Genomic DNA, 17136 nt, shown 5'->3' on the forward strand with positions numbered 1-17136 from the left:
ACAGGCACCGTCGGGCCATCCGATCGGCACGTTTTCATACTGCGCTGCTCACGCAGCCGTATGCGGCACACCACGGACCGCCGGCACCGCGGCGCCCCTCACACGGCATCCCGCTCCACCGGGCAGCTCATGCACCGCGGTCCGCCCCTCCCCCGTCCCAGTTCGCTCCCCGGGATCTCGATCACCTCGATGCCCTGCTTGCGCAGATGGGTGTTGGTGGTGGAGTTGCGTTCGTAGGCGACGACGACGCCGGGTTCGACGGCGAGGACGTTGCAGCCGTCGTCCCACTGTTCGCGTTCGGCCGCGTGCACGTCCTGGGTGGCGGTCAGGACCCGGATCTCGCTGAGGCCGAGGGCGGCGGCGATCGCCCGGTGCATGTGCTCCGGCGGGTGGTCGGTGACCTTGAGCTCCTTCTCGCCGCTGCCCGGTTCGATGGTGTACGACCGGAGCATGCCGAGCCCGGCGTACTGGGTGAAGGTGTCGCCGTCGACCATCGTCATCACGGTGTCGAGGTGCATGAAGGCGCGCCGCTTCGGCATGTCCAGGGCGACGATGGTCTGCGCCGAGCCGGCCGCGAACAGCTTGTGCGCGAGCATCTCGACGGCCTGCGGGGTGGTGCGCTCGCTCATGCCGATCAGGACCGCGCCGTTGCCGATCACCAGGACGTCGCCGCCCTCGATGGTGGAGGGGTAGGCGGCCTGCCCCTCCGACCAGACGTGGAACGTTTCGCCGCGGAAGAGCGGGTGGTGCCGGTAGATCGCCTCGAAGTGCACGGTCTCGCGCTGCCGGGCGGGCCAGCGCATGGCGTTGATGGAGACGCCGTCGTAGACCCAGGCGGAGGTGTCGCGGGTGAAGAGGTGGTTGGGGAGCGGTTCGAGGAGGAAGTCGTCGAGGTCCATGGCGTGGAAGCGGACCGAGGTGGGCTCCTCGTGGGCGGCCAGGAACTCCCGCTTGGTCATGCCGCCGACCAGCGCCTCGGCCAGCTCGCCGGCCGGCAGTTTCTCGAAGGCGGCGCGCAGGTGGTCGGTGGCGAGCGGGCCGTACTCCTTCTCGTCGAAGACCCGGTCCAGGACGAGGGTGCGGGCGGCCTCGATGGCCAGTGCCTCTTCGAGCAGGTCGCCGAAGAGATGGACGGCGACCCCGCGGTCGCGCAGCACGTCGGCGAACCCGTCGTGCTCGGCCCGCGCCCGGCGCACCCAGAGGACGTCGTCGAAGAGGAGGGCGTCCTTGTTGCTCGGGGTGAGCCTTTTGAGCTCCAGATCCGGCCGGTGCAGTATGACGCGGCACAGCCGCCCGGCCTCGGAGTCGACGTGGAATCCCATGCCTCCATCCTGACCATCGACGACCGTGTTCACCCCCTGCTCGACCGTTTCTTGTTCTCGTCCTCTTGACGACAAACAGACTCCGGGATTATGGTCATCATGACTCTTAAACGAGGGGGCGGAACCGATGGCCGACATCACCCGGCGCCTGGGCTGGCGCCATCTGCGCGGCGCGCCGACGGCGCACGTCAGACACCACAAGGGCGAGAAGCTGCTGCACGACGGGCCGGGGCTCAGCTTCTGGTTCCGCGCGCTCACCGCGGCGATCTCCGAGGTCCCGGTCGACGACCGTGAACTGGCGATGACCTTCCACGCCCGTACGGCCGACTTCCAGGACGTGGCGGTCCAGGCGACCGTCACCTACCGCGTCGGCGACCCGGCCGTGGCGGCCGCCCGTCTCGACTTCTCCATCGACCCGGACACCGGGGTCTGGCGCGGCACCCCGCTCGAACAGCTCGGCACCCTCCTCACGGAGACCGCCCAGCAGCACGCGCTGGACGCGCTGGCCCGCACCCCGCTGGCGGAGACGCTGGTCGACGGGGTGGCGGTGGTCCGGGAGCGGATCGCGGCCGGCCTGGCGGCGGAACCGCGGCTGCCCGCCACCGGCATCGAGGTGGTGGCCGTCCGCGTGATGGCGCTGCGGCCGGAGCCCGAGGTGGAGCGGGCGCTGCGCACCCCGGCCCGCGAGCAGATCCAGCAGGAGGCCGACCGGGCGACGTACGAGCGGCGCGCGGTGGCCGTCGAGCGGGAGCGGGCGATCGCCGAGAACGAGCTGGCGAGCCAGATCGAACTGGCCCGCCGCGAGGAACAGCTGGTCGAGCAGCGGGGCACCAACGCGCGGCGCGAGGCGGAGGAGCACGCGGCGGCGGACGCGGTGCGCGCGCAGGCGGAGGCGACCCGGACGGTGAAGCTGGCCGAGGCGGAGGCGACCCGATCCGTGAAGCTGGCGGACGCCGAGGCGGCGCGCACGGTACGGCTGGCGGAGGCGGAGGCGGCCAGGTCGGTGAAGCTGGGCGAGGCGGAGGCGGCGCGGGCGGTCACGCTGGCGCGGGCCGAGGCCGTGGGGGCCCGGGAGGTCGGCGAGGCGCGGGCCGCGGCCCAGGCGGCCTGGCTGCGGGTGCACGGCGAGGCGGACGTGGCCACGCTGCACGCCCTCACCGGCGCCCGGCTCGCCGAGAACCTGCCCCGCATCGACAGCGTGACCGTGTCGCCGGACGTGCTGACCGGACTGCTCGCCAGGCTGGGCGGGGAGCGGGAATGAGCCTCGCGCCGCGGGCCGTGCTCGTCCACCGGACCACGGAGTACGAGGAGTTGGTGGCCCGGCACGGCACGCACGGCCAGGCCGCCTTCTTCCTCGCCTCCCGGGGCCGGGACATGGCCGAGGTCGCCGAACGCCACCGGCGTACCCGGCGGGCGCTCGCCGAGGTGACCTCGGCGGTGCCGCTGGCCTGGCGCCAGGCCCGGGTCGAGCGGACCGACCTGGACCGCTTCCTGTTCGCACCCGAGGACGTGGTCGTGGTGGTCGGGCAGGACGGGCTGGTGGCGAACGTGGCCAAGTACCTGGACGGCCAGCCGGTGATCGGCATCGACACCGACCCCGGCCGCAACCCGGGGGTCCTGGTCCGGCACCGGCCGGAGCAGGCGGCCGTACTGCTGGCCTCGGTCGCCGCCACGGCCACCGGTGCCGACGCGCTGACGATGGTCGAGGCGGTCGCCGACGACACCCAGCGGCTCGTGGCGCTCAACGAGATCTACCTCGGTACCGCCGGTCATCAGACCGCCCGATACCGCCTGGGCCTGGAGGGCGACGGGGGTGTCGTCGAGGCCCAGGCCTCCTCCGGGGTGCTGGTGGGCACCGGCACGGGGGCCACCGGCTGGCTGCGCTCGGTGTGGCAGGAGCGTGGCGCCCGGCTGCCGTTGCCCGCCCCCACGGAGGACCGCCTCCTCTGGTTCGTCCGGGAGGCCTGGCCGTCGCCGGCGACCGGGACGTCCCTGGTCGCCGGCGAGCTGGCGGCCTCGGCGGCCCTGACCCTCACGGTCGAGTCGGACCGCCTGATCGCCTTCGGCGACGGCATCGAGACCGACGCCCTGGAGCTGACCTGGGGGCAGACGGTCCGGGTGGGGGCGTGCGCGCGGCGGCTCCGGCTGGTCGGCTGACCGGCCGGAGCCCGCCGCTCACAGCCGCGGGTCCACCGGCTCCGACTCCAGGGCCAGGACCCCGAAGACCGCCTCGTGCACGCGCCACAGCGGCTCGCCGTCCGCGAGGCGGTCCAGGGCCTCCAGGCCGAGGGCGTACTCGCGGATCGCCAGGGACCGCTTGTGGTTGAGGAAGCGACCGCGCAGGCGGGTGAGGCGGTCGGGACGGGTGTACTCGGGGCCGTAGATGATCCGCAGGTACTCCCGGCCGCGGCACTTGATGCCGGGCTGGACGAGGCGGCCCTGCGGGTCGCGGACCACCGCACCGGCCGGCTTGACGACCATGCCCTCGCCGCCCCGGCCGGTCATCTCCAGCCACCAGTCGACGCCCGCCCGTACCGACGCCGGGTCGCCGGTGTCGACGTGCAGACGGCGGGTGGTCTGCAGCAGGCCGGTGGGGTCGTGCTCCACCAGCCGGTCCAGAAGGGCGAGTTGCTCGTCGTGCGGGAGCGCGGCGAGGCTGCGGCCCTGCACCGCGAGGATCTGGAAGGGGGCGAGGCGCACGCCGTCCAGGCCCTCGGTGGTCCAGCAGTAGCGGCGGTAGGCGTCGGTGAACGCGGCCGCGTCGGCGGCGCGTTCACGCTGCCGGTCGCGCAGCTCGCCGATGTCGACACCGCGCCCCGCCGCCCGCTCCAGGGCGGCCAGCGCACCCGGGAAGACCGCGCCGGAGGCGGCGCCGACGGCCGCGTACTGGGTGCGCAGCAGGCCGGAGGCCTTGAGCGACCAGGGCAGCAGTTCGGCGTCGAGCAGGAGCCAGTCGGTGGCGAGTTCGTCCCAGAGGCCGGCCGCGTCGACCGAGTCGCGGATGCGGCCGAGGATCTCCTCGGTCACCGCGTCGTCGGCGAAGAACGGGCGTCCGGTACGGGTGTAGAGGGAGCCGGTCGGGCCGGGGGCGACGCCGAAGCGCTTGTGCGCGACCTCCGCGTCCCGGCACACCAGCGCCACCGCCCGCGAGCCCATGTGCTTCTCCTCGCACACCACCCGGGCGACCCCGTCCGCGGCGTACTGGGCGAAGGCCTCCGCCGGGTGCTCCAGATAGCCTTCCACGTGCGAGGTGGCGGTCGGGGCCATGGTCGGCGGCAGGTACGGCAGCAGGCGCGGGTCGATCGCGAAGCGGCTCATCACCTCCAGGGCGGCCGCCGCGTTCTCCTCGCGGACCGCGATCCGGCCCTGGTGCCGGGTCTCGACGACCCGGCGCCCGTGGACGTCCGCCAGGTCCAGCGGGCGTCCGTCCTGGCCGCCGGGCGCCTCGGTGAGCAGCGGCCGGGCCGGTTCGTACCAGACCCGCTCCGCCGGTACGTCGACCAGCTCCCGCTCCGGCCAGCGCAGCGCGGTCAGCTTGCCGCCGAAGACGGCGCCGGTGTCCAGGCAGATCGTGTTGTTGAGCCAGCTCGCCTCCGGGACCGGGGTGTGGCCGTAGACGACGGCCGCGCGGCCCCGGTAGTCCTCGGCCCACGGATAGCGCACCGGAAGGCCGAACTCGTCGGTCTCGCCGGTGGTGTCGCCGTACAGCGCGTGCGAGCGGACCCGGCCGGAGGTGCGGCCGTGGTACTTCTCGGGCAGCCCGGCGTGGCAGACGACCAGTTTTCCGCCGTCGAGGACGTAGTGGCTGACCAGTCCGTCGATGAACTCCCGTACCTGTGCCCTGAACTCCTCGCTCTCGCCGGCCATCTGCTCGATGGTCTCGGCGAGTCCGTGGGTGTGCTGGACCTTGCGGCCCTTGAGATACCGGCCGTACTTGTTCTCGTGGTTGCCGGGCACGCACAGGGCGTTGCCCGAGCCGACCATCGACATCACCCGGCGCAGCACGCCGGGGCTGTCCGGGCCGCGGTCGACGAGGTCGCCGACGAAGACGGCCGTACGGCCCTCGGGGTGGACGCCGTCCGTGTAGCCCAACTTGGTGAGCAGGGACTCCAGTTCGCTCGCGCAGCCGTGGATGTCGCCGACGATGTCGAAGGGGCCGGTGAGGTGGGTGAGGTCGTTGAACCGCTTCTCGGTGACGACGGTCGCCGACTCGATCTCCTCGGCCCCGCGCAGGATGTGCACCTTGCGGAAGCCCTCGCGCTCCAGGTGCCTGACGGAGCGGCGGAGTTCGCGGATGTGCCGCTGGATGACCCGGCGCGGCATGTCGGCCCGGTCGGTGCGGGTCGCGTTGCGGGCGGCGCACACCTCCTCGGGCACGTCGAGGACGACGGCGATGGGCAGCACGTCGTACTGCCTGGCCAGGTCGATCAGCTGGCGCCGGGACTCCTGCTGCACGCTGGTCGCGTCGACGACCGTGCGGCGGCCGGCGGCGAGGCGTTTGCCGGCGATGTAGTGCAGGACGTCGAAGGCGTCCTTGGTCGCGCCCTGGTCGTTCTCGTCGTCGGAGACCAGACCGCGGCAGAAGTCGGAGGAGATGACCTCGGTCGGCCTGAAGTGGCGCCGGGCGAAGGTGGACTTGCCGGAGCCGGAGGCGCCGACGAGGACGACCAGGGAGAGGTCGGTGACAGGCAGGACCCGTCCGGTGCGCTGTGTCTCGGTCATACCGCCTTCGCCTCCTTCGCGACGCGTACGGTTGCTGTGCTCGTTTCGGCTGTGCCTATGGTGAAAACGGCCATCTGGGTGGGCGGGCCGACCTCGGGGTCGTCCGGGCCGACGGGGATGAACCCGACGTCGTAGCCGTGGAGTTCGGCGACCCGGCGGGCCCAGGCGCGGAACTCCTCGCGGGTCCACTCGAAGCGGTGGTCGCCGTGCCGGGTGTGGCCGGCGGGGAGGGTCTCCCAGCGGACGTTGTACTCGACGTTCGGGGTGGTGACGAGGACCGTGCGCGGGCGGGCCGCGCCGAACACGGCGTACTCCAGGGCGGGCAGCCGCGGCAGGTCGAGGTGTTCGATCACCTCGCTGAGCACGGCCGCGTCGTACCCCTTGAGCCGCTTGTCGGTGTAGGCGAGCGAGCCCTGGAAGAGGGTGACGCGGGCGGCCTGCCGCTCCCCCATGCGGTCCAGCTTGAGCCGCCGGGAGGCGATGGTGAGCGCCCGCATCGACACGTCGACGCCGACGATCTCGGTGAAGGACGGGTCCTTCAGCAGCGCCTGCACCAACTGGCCCTGGCCGCAGCCGAGGTCGAGGACCCGGGCGGCGCCGGAGCGCCGGAGCGCGTCGAGGATCGCGTCCCGGCGCTGCACGGCGAGCGGGGTCGGCTTCTCCTCGGACTCCGTCTCCTCCTCGACCGCGTTGTCGATCTCCTCGACCTCGCTGTCGTCGGCCTCGGCGAGCCGCACCAGCTCCAGCCGCTCCATCGCCTGCCGGGTCAGCGACCAGCGGCGGGAGAGGTAGCGGCTGGTGATGAGCTTCTGCTCGGGGTGGCCGGGCAGCCAGCCCTCACCCGCGCGCAGCAGCTTGTCGACCTCCTCGGCGGAGACCCAGTAGTGCTTGGCGTCGTCGAGGACGGGGAGCAGGACGTAGAGGTGGCGCAGCGCCTCCGAGAGGGTCAGCGCCTCGGACTCCAGGACCAGGCCGACGTACCGCGACTCGCCCCACTCCGGGAACTCGGTGTCCAGGGCGACCGGTTCGGCGGTCACCGTCCAGCCGAGCGGCTCGAAGAGGTGCCGTACCAGGTCGGGGCCGCCGCGGGCGGGCAGCGCGGGCACCTCGATCCGCAACGGCCGTGTCTGCGCCGGGGCTTCGGGGCGGGCCTTGCAGACACCGCGCATCGCGCTGGAGAAGACGTTGCCGATCGCCACGGCGAGCAGCGAGGAGGCCGCGTACGGGCGGTCGTTGACGTACTGCGCGAGCGCCGCGTCGGGTGCGCCGCCGCGTCCCTTGCCCTTGCCGCGCCGGACCAGCGCCACCGCGTCCACCTCCAGGAGCAGCGCCGCCGTGCAGCGCCCGGCATCCGCCTCGGGGTAGAAGACGTGCGCGACGCCGTGCGAGGTGGTGAAGGCCTGCGCGTTGTCGGGGTGCTTGTGCAGCAGGAACCCGAGGTCGGTGGCGGGACGTTCGGGGGTGCCGGTGGTGGTGATCGTCAGGAACACGGTGGATCGCCTCGAAAAGGATCAGGAAAGGGCGCGAACACGCTGGTCGTGCGCTTGTTCGCGGTTCCAACGTAGCCGGGGACGCGGGACGGGTGCGCGGAATTTCTCCCGCACCGGGCGGATCAGCGCTCCCGAAGGGGCACCGGGGGTACCCCCGGCCGGAGGCTGGGGGAGCAACCGCGCGACCGGCCGGGACGGCGCCGCAGACGGCACACCGCGCGGCCTTCCGGCGGAACGCTCATCGCTCGGCCCGTTTCCAGGCGCCGACGCCGAGCTTGCCCGTGGTCCCGAGATCCAGCCCCGGGGTGACCGTCACGGGCGCGGCGCCGGGCTTGGCCAGGACGCGGACGTAGGGCACGTTCACGGCCGTGCCCGACAGGGTCGTGTTGCGCCAGATCAGGCCGGAGAGGGCGGCTTCGCCGGGCTTGAGGACGAGCGGGCCCGGCGGGTCGTCGAAGCCGGTTCCCATGGCGATGGCGGCACCGCCGTGCAGGATGCGGATGCCGTCGACGGGCTCGCGGTCGTCGTCCAGCAGGCTCAGCTCCGGGTAGCCGTCGAGCGTGTAGTCCCGCTTCCCGCAGTTCTCCAGGTGGAGTCCGACGACGCGCAGGCCCATCGCGGCGTCGCCGTCGTCGGCCCACAGCCGCACACCGGAGGCGGGGCAGGCGCCCGTCTCGGACGGAGCCTCGTCGGCGGGGACCTTGGTGACCTCGGCCACCTTCACCCGGGTCACCGGGGAGGCGCCGGGGGTGAGCACACCCAGTTCGACGGTTCCGCGGGTGCTGCGGCCCGGCCGGACCCCGGGCACGGTCACCTTCTTGTTGCCCATGACCTCGCCGGTGTCCGTCGTGAAGGCGAACCACACGGTGTAGGTCATGGCTTCGTCACCGTCGTTGCTGACCTGGTAGGCGGCGGAGATGCCGGAGTCGCCGGGCAGCCGGTCCGCGTGCACCAGGCCCGGGGAGGCGGACGGGGTCGGGGAGGCCGAGGGGATGGTGACCGAGGTGATCCGGACGCCGTCCACCGGCGGGTCGGTGACCGTGCCGCGGGGCGCCGGGCCGGCCCCGCCTCCGGTGTCCGGGTGCTCCGTGCCGCAGGCCGTGGCCAGGAGCAGGACGGCGGCGGGAACGAGGAGACGGGGGCGGGGTCTGCGCATCCGGCCACCTCATCAGGGCGGACGCCGGAGGACTGTGACGGAAGCCATAGCTCCGGTCACAGCCCTGTCACAGCGGACCGGGTGCGCGGTGGTCCCGGGCGCCTACGACAGCTGCGACTGGACCTGGGCGGAGATCAGCTCCAGGTGGTCCAGGTCGGCGAGGTCGAGGATCTGGAGGTAGCAGCGGCCGGAGCCGATCTCGGCGTAGCGGCCGATCTTCTCGACGACCTCGGCGGGGGTGCCGGCCAGGCCGTTCTCCTTCAGTTCGGCGACCTCGCGGCCGATCGCGGCGGCGCGGCGGGCGACCTCCTGGTCGTCCTTGCCGACACAGGCCACGAGGGCGTTGGAGTACGTCAGCTCGTCCGCCCCGCGCCCTGCCGCCTCGACGGCGGCCCGCACCCGGCCGAACTGCCGCTCGCTGTCCTCGACGGAGGCGAACGGCATGTTGAACTCGTCGGCGTACCGCGCCGTCAGCTTCGGGGTGCGGGTGGCGCCGTGGCCGCCGATCAGCACCGGGATCCGCGCCTGGGCGGGCTTGGGCAGCGCGGGCGAGCCGGTGAGGTCGTAGTAGGTGCCGTGGAAGTCGAAGGTGTCGCCGAGCTTGGTCTCCCAGAGCCCGGTGACGATCGCCAGCTGCTCCTCCAGGCGGCCGAACTTCTCCTTCGGGAAGGGGATGCCGTAGGCCTTGTGCTCCTCCTCGAACCAGCCCGCGCCGAGACCCAGTTCGACCCGGCCGCCGGACATCTGGTCGACCTGGGCGACCTGGATGGCGAGCACGCCGGGCAGCCGGAAGGTTCCCGCGGTCATCAGGGTGCCGAGGCGGATCCGCTTCGTCTCGCGGGCGAGTCCGGCGAGGGTGAGCCAGGCGTCGGTGGGGCCGGGCAGGCCGTCCACGTCGCCCATCTTCAGGTAGTGGTCGGAGCGGAAGAAGGCGTCGAAACCGAGGTCCTCGGTGGCCTTGGCGACGCTGAGGAGGGTGTCGTAGCTCGCGCCCTGCTGGGGCTCGGTGAAGATACGAAGGTCCATACACCCATCCTGCACGGCCGACGCCCCGTCAACCGCATCGGCACCGTCCGTCAGGGGCGTCCCCCCTCGGGTGAATGTCGTCAACGGCGGGCCCGCGGGGCGGTGACCGGCCTCCGCGGTGATCGTTGGGTGGGGGGAGCCGGGCCGTCCGGCACCCGCGCCGGACGGTAGCCGTCGTCGCGCGTCGTTCGTGGCCCGCCGCCGACGGCGGGCCGGGGGGCCGAGGAGGCCGTCTTGTCAGAAGAGTCCGTTCCACAGCAGGGTGGCCCCTCGTCCGGTCAGCCGAAGGGGCTGCTCCAGCAGATGGAGGAACTCATGGCGGCGTTGAACGCGGACCTGTCCGACCTCCACGAAGAAGCGGGGTTTCCCCCGAAGGGTGCGGGGGTGGGCGGTCAGGCGTCGGGGTCGGCTTCGGGGTGCGTGAACCGCACGGGCTTGCCCAGCGACCGGGCGTAGGCGATTTCGGCTCGGGTGCTGTCTCCGATGTGGTCGCCGACCACGAGCACCTCATCAGCGAGCCGGATCTTCGCCCGGTGCAGATCGCCGAGTCGAACCTTCAGCGCCTCGGCCTCGACAGGATCGGACCAGAGTGCGTGCGGCGACTTCATGTCGCAGCCCGGCTTGACGACAATCCTTCCGGCTTCGGTCTCCCGCAGATCGGCCTCGGTCATCTCGGGCATGAAGCGGGTGGAGCCGCAGATCGCGACGATACGCGGGAGGCTCAACAGCTGCTTCGCGTCGGCGAGTTTCTCCTCGGGGGTGGGCAGGTGCGGGTGTGACACTGGTTCCTCCTGGTTGACGGGGAGCTCCGGGGTTCCCCGCCGGTGCCTGGCCAGGCCCCCGGGCCTGCTCGTGTTCCCCGCCTCGCAAGGTGGCTGGTTCGGGGAGTTGCTCCGCCCCTCCTCTCGGCGGTCCGTGCCCGGGACACGCAGTTGTGGGGTGTTACGGGCGCCGGACAGCAGCCGTTGTGCCGGGCGTGGCGCCCAGGGCCGCCTTGGCCTGTCGGGTGCGTTCGTCGGCGAGGACTTCCGTCCGGCCCGCTTCGACGGCGGCGAAGGTCTGCTCGGCGATGGCTTCCGGCGTGTTCTTGGAGCCGGTGACATGGGCGGCCATGTCCGTGTCGATGTATCCGCAGTGCACGCCGACGACGAGGACGCCGGTGCCGTGGAGTTCACCGCGAATCCCGTTGGTCAGGGCCCAGGCGGCGGCCTTGGAAGCGCTGTAGGAGCCCATCGCCGGGTTGGTGAACCAGCTGGCGATGGACAGCACGTTGACGATGGCGCCGGGCGAGTTGCCCTTGAGCAGCGGGGCGAAGGCACGGCACATCGCGAGCGTGCCGAAGTAGTTGACCTCCATCTCCGTGCGGGCGGCGTCCGGGTCGGGCGCGGCCAGCAGGGGGCTGTCGGCAAGGACGCCGGCGTTGTTGACCAGCAAGGTCACGTCGGAGCACGTCTCGGCTGCCGCGGCCACCTGGGCGGGATCGGTGACGTCGAGGCGCACCGGGACCACGCCGGGCTCGACGACCGACCGCGGGTCGCGGGCCCCGCCGTAGACGCGGTGGGCGCCGCGTTGCCGGAGCAGCCGGGCCATCACCTGCCCGAGCCCCCGGTTCGCGCCGGTGACCAGTGCCGTCGCCCCCTGGATCCGCATGGTTTCCTCGTCTCGCCCGGCCGGTTGGTCGACAGATTCCCGATCATGCAGTGGACCATTTGAGATATGCGGCGGTTTCACGGAAGCCCAGCGCGCGATAGAAGCCGGCCGCCCTGCGGGTCGGCACGGTCACCTCGACGTCCTTCGCCTCCCGGGCCTTCGCCTGTGCGGCCCGGACCAGCGCGGAACCCGTGCCGCGGCCCCGCACGGACTCGGTCACGGTGAGTTCGAGCACTTCGAGGATCGTTCCGCCGGCGAACAGGGTGGGCATGCGCAGCGCGAGCAGGTACCCGACCACGCACGCGTCCTCCTCGGCGACCAGGAACTCGGCGCTGCCGTCCGAGGCCGCTTCGATGACCCGGGGGAACGTGGTGCCGTCGAAGACCACCCGGTCGGGCCGGTAGCTCGTCACGAACCCGTTCAGCAGACGGTAGACGTCATCGGCGTCCGAGGGCCCGGCGTCGCGGACGGCCGTCATACCGGCCCCTCCGCTCTGAGTTCGCCGGTCGACGCCGTCGCGGCCCCGGGGACGGCGAATGCCAGGGTCCTGACGGCCCGCTCCAGCGGAACGCCCGACACGGCACAGATCTCCACCGGGCCGGTCACGTCGGGGTGCTCGTGCAGCCGGAAGGGCACACCCCGTGAAGCGAGGACCTCCGGCGGGCCAATGGGTGCGAGACCGTTCACCCCGCCGAGATTACCGTGCTCAGCAAGGGAGTTGAGCGCCGTCGGAGGAGCCGGATTCGGCCACGCCGCCCAACCGGGGCGCGTGTACGCCGCTGCCGCACTCGAACGGCCTGCTCCTGATCGGGCGATGCCGTCGCGGGTGCCGCAGCTCCGGCGGTGTGTCGTGAGCAGGGGCTCGCAGCGGCCTCCGGGGCAGGAGGCCGACCTGAGCCGGGAGCCGTCTCCGGCGCCCTAGCCGTCGCGGACCTCCTCCCGGGCCGCCAGCTTGCGGAGCATCTCCAGGACCCGGTCCCGGGACTCGTCGGCCGCGTCGATGGCCTCCATGCACTGCCAGTACGTCGCCTCGTCGGCCGCGGCGCTGGCCATGCCGACCAGTGCGATGCCGGCCTCGGCGAGGAGGCCGCCGAGGCTCAGCAGGGTCTGGCGGGCGTCGTCCAGTTCGGTGAGCTGGGCGGCGCGCAGGGTGCCGGGGTCCAGGTCGGGGGTGCCCAGTACGCCGCAGCCGCGGCCCGCCAGCTCGGTCAGGCCGAGGGCCTCGCCGCGCAGCTCGGGCGGGCCGGAGACGGCCAGCCGGCTGCCGATCGCCTGGGCCAGGGCCTGGGCCTGCCACACCTCGGTCATCATCTCCGGAACGCCCGCGCCGTGCGCCAGCGCCTGTCTGCTCGCCACGATGAGCCGCATCGCGTCCATCCGTCGCCCCGTCCCCGTCGGTCCGAACTGCCTTGCCGCACTCAGTAGTTCACTACCCAGAGTGAGGGTTCCCGAGACGCCGAGCCAGGGGAAGACGGAAATCTGTGGACAACAATTCGGATTCGGGCGGGGTGATGGCTACTGAGTGTTAAACCGGAGTGCAGAACTCCCGATCCCGGGTCCCGGACGGGCGCCTGACGGGCGTCCGATGGACGCCTGATGGACCGTCAGGCGGGCGGGAAGCGCTGCTCGTTGCGGTCGATCTTCGCGGCCAGCGCCGCCAGCGGGTCGACGTCCAGGACGTCGCAGAGCTGGAGGAGATAGGCGAGGACGTCGGCGACCTCGTCCGTGACCCGGTGGGCGGTGCCGGGGTCGGCCATCACCCGGGAGGACTCCTCCGGGGTCAGCCACTGGAAGATCTCGACCAGTTCGGACGCCTCCACGCTGAGCGCGGACGCCAGGTTCTTGGGGGTGTGGTACTGCCGCCAGTCACGGGCGGCGGCGAACTCGGCCAGCCGGTGCTGGAGTCCTGCCACGTCAAGGGGTTCGTCGGTCACGCGTCCAGGTGTACCACTGCGATCGCCGCGTCCTCGGCCCAGGACGCGTCGCTCACCGCGCCGACCAGCCGGATGTGGCCGCGCTCGCCCATCAGGACGGCCGTGCGCAGGAGTTCGGCGCGCTGGCCCGGGTCGAGGCAGCGGTCGAAGCCGTCGGCGAGGACGGTGAGGCCGCGCATGGCGTCGGGGACCTCGCCCGGTGCGTCGACCGCCAGGACGCCGGGGCCGGTGAAGAGGACCAGGGCGAGGGCGAGGTAGCGCAGTTCGCCGTCGCCGAGCCGGTCCAGTTCCGTGCGCCGGCCGTCGCCGCGGTCGAGCAGCGCCCGTACCGTGCCGTCGCCGAGCGGTTCGGCGAGCAGGTCGACGACGGGGCCGGCGCAGCCGGTGCGCACCGCGTCGACGAGCAGGCCGTGCCGGCGGCCGCATTCGGCGCGGGTGCGCCACAGGACGTCGGCGAGGTTGTCGCAGCCGCGCAGCAGCCGGCCGGAGCCGGTGCGGACGGGGGCGCGCATGCCGTCGGGCCGCGGGTCGCAGGAGAAGACCGACCGCAGGGCGACGACCATCTGCTCGGCGGCGGCGAGGACCCGCCGCTGCCCGTCCGTCTTCCCGGCGACGCGCAGCGGCAGCAGGGCGGTGCCCAGGCGGTCGTCGGGGAGCGGGGCCCGGGTCACCGGCGCGGAGCCCGCGGTGTGCCAGGCGGCCTGCACGGCCGGGCGGCTCGGGTCGCGCAGCGCGGTCTCCAGGAGCACGAGGCCGCCCGCGGTCAGCCGCTCGCCGACGATGCGGAGTTCGGGCTCGGCCTGGACGGCGAGGTCGAGCCGCACCGGTCCCTCGGCACCGTCGGCCGTACAGCCGATGCGGAAGCCCCGGCGCCGCTGCGGGTCCGGCCGGGCCCCCTCCGGTACCAGCGCACCCGGGTCGGGGAAGACCTCCGCGAGCGCGGCGCCGCCCCCGAGCCGGGCGAGCGCCTCGTAGGCGGCGAGCGCCGTGCTCTTCCCGCTCCCGCTGGGCCCGGCGAACAGGGTGACCTGCCCGACGGGAAAGGTCGCACCACGGTGCCGGGCGAAGGCGGAGAGCCGGAGTTCGGTGACGCGGGGGCGCGGGTCACGACGGGGGGCGACGGCGGGCGCCGGGCGGGGAGCGGGTGCGGCGGCCTGCGGTGCTTCCCGGCGGCCCGAGCGGGCGCGCGGCACGGTCTCCGACGGCCCCCTGCCCTCGGGCGGCAGCGGCAGCGGCAGCGACGACGGCGACGGAGCCGGGGCCGGTGTGTCGCCCGAAGCGGAACGGGCGGAAGGAGCAGGGCGGGACGCGGGCGAGGCGGAGGGCACGGCCATATGCGGACCGTAGGCCTCCGGCCGCCCGGCGAACCGTTCCGCCCGTCGGCCCTTCCTTCGATCGGGGGATGCCCGGCCGTCCCGCGGATCGGCCCGGCCGCCCCGCCGGACCGGCCGTCAGCCCCCGGAGACCCCGGCCCCCTCCATCAGCCCGCCGACCTCCGTGCCGGGCGGGGTGAGGAGGAAGACGTTGCGGTCGACCCGGTGCATGCCGCTGGCCAGGCCGAAGACCACGCCCGTGCTGAAGTCGAGGACGCGCTTGGCGACCTCCGTCTCGGCGCCGGTGAGGTCGAGCAGGACCGGTATCCCGGCCATCAGGGTCTCCGCGACGTCACGGGCGTCGGCGAAGACGTTGACCCGCAGGACGACGAAACGACGGCGCGTCTCGGTCTCCGCGTCCGGCAGCGCCCGGTGGTCCACCGCCGATGGCCAGGCGTCGCGGCCCCGCAGCGGGACCACCTGGGCAAGTCCCTCCCACTGTTCATCGGTGACGTCGTAACGGCTCACCGGCTCCCCCTGACCTGACTCGCACTCGATGCCTGCACCAGCCAATTCTTACGCCAAGTCACCCGTTCGGCCCAACAGCGACACGAAGCGCGAGCGTTTCCGGGCAGCCGGGAAGGAAAGAAGCGATCTTGTCACTATTCAGGCGATTGCCGCGCATTGGGGGCCTCTTACCGCCCTCACACCGGACTCTTCTCCTCCTGCCACGCCCCGCTCACCGCCCGCGATTACCGTCCGGTGCGTGCACTTGGCAGAAACACAACAGGTGACACCCGACCGGCGGACACAGTCGGCGGTGTCCGCCGCTCCGGGCGATGCCGGAGCCCCCGCCCCCTGGCACCGTGTCCTGACCCTCCTCGCCGACATCGGCCTGTTCATCGGCACCCGGTCGGTGTGGACGCAGGCGGTGACGCACCACGAGGTCCTGGCGGCCCTGATCTCCCTCTGCTACGTCTCGATCCTGGTGACCGGCGTGCTGACGCTCACCGTCCGCACCACCCGGTCACTCGCCCGCCTGGACCTGGTGGTCCTGGTCACCGCCGTGGCGCTGGCGCTGTGCGCCTGGGTGCTGAACCACAACGGCGGCGACGAGGGCGTCCTGACCACCCAGGCCGCCAGGGAACTCGTCGCCGGCCACCCGGTGTACGGACAGCCCTGGCCCTGGCTGTTCGGCGGCAAGGGGGTCGCCCTCACGCCGACGATAGGCGGCGGTTACGACTACACCTACGGCTATCCCCCGCTGGCTCCGCTGCTGACCGTCCCGTTCCTGTGGCTCGGCCACCACGGCGCCCCCGCGACGGCGGTGTGCGCGGGCGCCCTGATCGCCGGCACGGTCGCGCTGTGGCGGATGCTCCCGGTGCCGTGGCGGTCGGCGGCGACACTGTCCTGCCTGGGCTTCGGCTTCCTGTCGACGTACGCCCGGGTCGGCTACCCGGCGGTCGTCGCCCTGGCGCTGCTGATCCCGGTGGTGGTGCGCTGGCCGCGGATCGGGCAGGGCGGCCGGCTGGGCACGGCCGGGATCGCGCGGGCCGCGTGCCTGGGGGCCGCGTGCGCGGCGCAGCAACTTCCGTGGTTCGTCGCGCCGTTCCTGCTGGCCGGCGTCTACGCGGTGCGGCGCGGGGAACTGGGCGGCCGGGCCGCCGCCCTGGTGGTCCTGCGGGTCACCGGCGTGGCCGTCACCGTGTGGCTGCTGATCAACACGTACTTCATCGTCTCCGAGCCCGGCCGCTGGCTGCGCGGGATCGCGCTGCCGCTGATCCAGGGCGCCGTGGTGCACGGCCAGGGCCTGGTGGACATCACGCTCTACTACACGAACGGCAGCGACCGGATCGACTGGTACTCGCACGCGAGCATGCTCCTCGCGGCGGCCCTGCTGGCCCTGTTCGTGCTCTTCGTCCGGCGGCTCGGCCCGGCGGCGACCGTACTGCCGTGGCTCGCCTTCTTCCTGGCGACCCGCTCCCAGGACGGCTACTACCTGCTGATGACCCCGCTGTGGCTGGCGGCGGCCGTCACCGCGCCGCTCTCGGAGTTCGAGCACGCCTGGCAACCGCGTCCGGCCCTGCTGACCGGGCCCCGCCGCCGCCCTGCCCTGGTCGTGACGGTCGTCCTGCTGCTCACCCCGGCGCTGGTGAGCGCCACGCTCGCGGTGTCCGGGCGGCCGCCGCTGCGGATGCAGATCACCGCCCTGCGGCGCGCCACGCACCAGGCCCCGGTGGTCCGGGCGATGACGCTCAAGGTGGTCAACACGGGGAGCGTCCCGCTCACCCCGCACTACACGCTCACCACCGGCCAGGGCATGAGCAAGTACTGGCTGCTGGTGCGGGGTCCGGCGACGATCCCCGGACACGGCACGGCGAGTGTCGAGCTCAGGCCGTCGAACGGCCGGTTCGGCATCCCCGTGAAGCCGAGCACCCGGATCCGGCTGCGCGCCTTCACCGCGGACCCGCAGACGCTGTCCAGTCAGGACGTCAAGCTCCGCAGGACGAGCCGCTGAGGGCT

The 17136-nt window shown here is 73.0% G+C and carries 17 protein-coding genes; 4 read left to right on the top strand and 13 right to left on the bottom strand.

Features of this window, described 5'->3' with window-relative positions; translation table 11 throughout:
• Positions 1-98: 98 nt before the first annotated feature.
• Positions 99-1322, bottom strand: coding sequence for an arginine deiminase (locus tag ACIQVL_RS11675; RefSeq protein ID WP_403475167.1), 1224 nt, complete (start codon positions 1320-1322; stop codon positions 99-101).
• A gap of 127 nt (positions 1323-1449) precedes the next feature.
• On the opposite strand from ACIQVL_RS11675, the gene ACIQVL_RS11680 reads away from it, so the two are divergent.
• Positions 1450-2583 (top strand): SPFH domain-containing protein, encoded by a 1134-nt coding sequence (locus ACIQVL_RS11680; protein ID WP_403475168.1) that lies wholly within the window; start codon positions 1450-1452, stop codon positions 2581-2583.
• Positions 2580-3479: a hypothetical protein gene (locus tag ACIQVL_RS11685; protein ID WP_403475169.1), complete on the top strand. Its 900-nt coding sequence runs from the start codon at positions 2580-2582 to the stop codon at positions 3477-3479. The genes ACIQVL_RS11680 and ACIQVL_RS11685 overlap by 4 nt, the downstream gene beginning before the upstream one ends.
• 18 nt (positions 3480-3497) lie before the next feature.
• On the opposite strand, the gene ACIQVL_RS11690 is transcribed toward ACIQVL_RS11685, so the two are convergent.
• The 4 genes from ACIQVL_RS11690 to ACIQVL_RS11705 form a co-directional block, all read right to left on the bottom strand.
• Positions 3498-6044: a polynucleotide kinase-phosphatase gene (locus ACIQVL_RS11690; protein WP_403430485.1), complete on the bottom strand. Its 2547-nt coding sequence runs from the start codon at positions 6042-6044 to the stop codon at positions 3498-3500.
• Positions 6041-7534 carry a 3' terminal RNA ribose 2'-O-methyltransferase Hen1 gene (locus tag ACIQVL_RS11695; protein ID WP_403475170.1) on the bottom strand — a complete coding sequence of 498 codons (1494 nt, stop codon included), beginning with the start codon at positions 7532-7534 and terminating at the stop codon, positions 6041-6043. Before ACIQVL_RS11695 ends, ACIQVL_RS11690 begins: the two co-directional genes overlap by 4 nt.
• Before the next feature lie 238 nt (positions 7535-7772).
• Complete coding sequence (locus ACIQVL_RS11700) at positions 7773-8690, bottom strand: DUF4232 domain-containing protein (protein WP_403430488.1); 918 nt, start codon at positions 8688-8690, stop codon at positions 7773-7775.
• 102 nt (positions 8691-8792) lie between these two features.
• Entirely contained in the window at positions 8793-9716 is a 924-nt protein-coding gene (locus tag ACIQVL_RS11705; protein WP_403430490.1) for an LLM class F420-dependent oxidoreductase, read from the bottom strand.
• A gap of 234 nt (positions 9717-9950) precedes the next feature.
• Between ACIQVL_RS11705 and ACIQVL_RS11710 the strand changes: the two genes are divergently transcribed.
• On the top strand, positions 9951-10172 hold the full coding sequence (locus ACIQVL_RS11710; protein ID WP_403475171.1) for a hypothetical protein: 222 nt from the start codon (positions 9951-9953) through the stop codon (positions 10170-10172).
• Here the strand turns inward: ACIQVL_RS11710 and ACIQVL_RS11715 are convergent.
• The 8 genes from ACIQVL_RS11715 to ACIQVL_RS11750 all read right to left on the bottom strand — a co-directional run bounded on the left by ACIQVL_RS11715 (position 10109) and on the right by ACIQVL_RS11750 (position 15141).
• The gene (locus ACIQVL_RS11715; RefSeq protein ID WP_403475172.1) at positions 10109-10498 is read right to left on the bottom strand and encodes a hypothetical protein; all 390 of its coding nucleotides are present in this window, start codon (positions 10496-10498) and stop codon (positions 10109-10111) included. The genes ACIQVL_RS11710 and ACIQVL_RS11715 overlap by 64 nt on opposite strands.
• A gap of 160 nt (positions 10499-10658) precedes the next feature.
• Positions 10659-11366 (bottom strand): SDR family oxidoreductase, encoded by a 708-nt coding sequence (locus ACIQVL_RS11720; protein WP_403475173.1) that lies wholly within the window; start codon positions 11364-11366, stop codon positions 10659-10661.
• A gap of 43 nt (positions 11367-11409) precedes the next feature.
• Positions 11410-11844, bottom strand: a complete 435-nt coding sequence (locus tag ACIQVL_RS11725) for a GNAT family N-acetyltransferase (protein WP_403475174.1) — start codon at positions 11842-11844, stop codon at positions 11410-11412.
• The gene (locus ACIQVL_RS11730; RefSeq protein WP_403475175.1) at positions 11841-12053 is read right to left on the bottom strand and encodes a hypothetical protein; all 213 of its coding nucleotides are present in this window, start codon (positions 12051-12053) and stop codon (positions 11841-11843) included. The genes ACIQVL_RS11725 and ACIQVL_RS11730 overlap by 4 nt, the downstream gene beginning before the upstream one ends.
• 231 nt (positions 12054-12284) lie before the next feature.
• A complete protein-coding gene (locus ACIQVL_RS11735; RefSeq protein ID WP_351501272.1) occupies positions 12285-12743 on the bottom strand; it encodes a DUF6099 family protein in 459 nt (152 codons plus the stop codon).
• A gap of 227 nt (positions 12744-12970) precedes the next feature.
• The gene (locus ACIQVL_RS11740) at positions 12971-13300 is read right to left on the bottom strand and encodes a nucleotide pyrophosphohydrolase (protein WP_403430500.1); all 330 of its coding nucleotides are present in this window, start codon (positions 13298-13300) and stop codon (positions 12971-12973) included.
• Positions 13297-14634: an ATP-binding protein gene (locus tag ACIQVL_RS11745; protein WP_403475176.1), complete on the bottom strand. Its 1338-nt coding sequence runs from the start codon at positions 14632-14634 to the stop codon at positions 13297-13299. Before ACIQVL_RS11745 ends, ACIQVL_RS11740 begins: the two co-directional genes overlap by 4 nt.
• 117 nt (positions 14635-14751) lie before the next feature.
• On the bottom strand, positions 14752-15141 hold the full coding sequence (locus ACIQVL_RS11750) for a cell division protein SepF (RefSeq protein ID WP_093498570.1): 390 nt from the start codon (positions 15139-15141) through the stop codon (positions 14752-14754).
• A gap of 238 nt (positions 15142-15379) precedes the next feature.
• Between ACIQVL_RS11750 and ACIQVL_RS11755 the strand changes: the two genes are divergently transcribed.
• Complete coding sequence (locus ACIQVL_RS11755) at positions 15380-17131, top strand: hypothetical protein (RefSeq protein WP_403475177.1); 1752 nt, start codon at positions 15380-15382, stop codon at positions 17129-17131.
• The last annotated feature ends 5 nt before the right edge of the window (positions 17132-17136 follow it).

The organism is Streptomyces sp. NPDC090499, assembly GCF_044769305.1.
Classification (GTDB): domain Bacteria; phylum Actinomycetota; class Actinomycetes; order Streptomycetales; family Streptomycetaceae; genus Streptomyces.